This is a genomic window from Streptococcus infantis (genome assembly GCF_015546995.1).
Taxonomy (GTDB): Bacteria; Bacillota; Bacilli; order Lactobacillales; family Streptococcaceae; genus Streptococcus; species Streptococcus infantis_J.
The window spans coordinates 1-1,029 of sequence record NZ_JADMUH010000045.1 but is presented as its reverse complement, the minus strand read 5'-3'; the positions used below and the strand labels follow the sequence as shown (position 1 = coordinate 1,029).

Annotated in this window: 1 protein-coding gene; it reads left to right on the top strand. The window is 42.1% G+C overall.

Annotated features, from left to right (window positions below; genetic code table 11):
* The coding region (locus tag I1J71_RS08585) for a transthyretin-like family protein (RefSeq protein WP_229026702.1) at positions 1-1,029 on the top strand (1,029 nt) is incomplete at both ends.

Genomic DNA, 1,029 nt, shown 5'->3' with positions numbered 1-1,029 from the left:
CCATCGGTACGATCAAACCAGATGGTGCCAGAGTTGAATTTGTGAATCTGTATATGCCATATGTTGAGCAGAAGACAACGGATCTGATCGTGACAAAGCATATCTCCTTTCCACAAGGTTATGTATATGATGGAGAAGATAGCTTTCACTTTACCTTGAAGCTGGAAGGAAAAGCGTATGCGAATGAAAGCTATACGATCACAGATAGCAATACCAAAGAAGAATTGAAAGAAGCTAAGACAGATGAAGATGGTAGGTTTACCTTAAAAGGTGGACAGAGTGCTGTCTTTAAGGAAGTCAAGGCAGATGTGGACTATGAGGTCGTTGAGGAAAACGCAGATGGTTGGCGAGTATTGGGGGATGTAAAACAAAGCGGAGCGACACAGGCACCGGTAACAGCAGTGCAATATACCAATGCAATTGCTTCCTTTGGGGTCAATAAGACATTGAGCGATAAGAACACATCGGATGAAACATTTACGTTCTTATTAACAGATCATTCAAAAAAGGCATGGAGCAATGCAAAGTATGTACTGTATGATAGTGTGAGTGGAAAACGTGTAGATGATGCAACCTATACGACAGATGAGAATGGACATTTCACCTTGAAAGCGAATGAGACCGCCATGTTCTTAGGGATAGCACCGGGGACCCTGTATGATGTACAGGAAATAGTAAAACCGGGCTATATCCAAAAGACACCGGTAAGCAATGAAGGCTATGAGAACAAGGTCGTAGGCGATAATGTAGAGATATTGCCGTTCGTCAATGAAAAGATGAAGGAAGAAGGAATCTTATCGGTAACGAAGCTGATCGAGAATAAGACGGATGAGATACCGATGGATGATATCAAGTTCACGTTTGTGTTGAGCAGAAAGAACGGAGACATATACGAAGCTGTCAAGAATGCGAACTATGTCATAGCGCTCGGTGATTCCGAAAGCACCTATAAGACGAATGAAGAAGGTGAATTTCAGATAAAAGGAAATCAGACCGCACTATTTAGGGAGCTGAAACAAAAAGAAACGT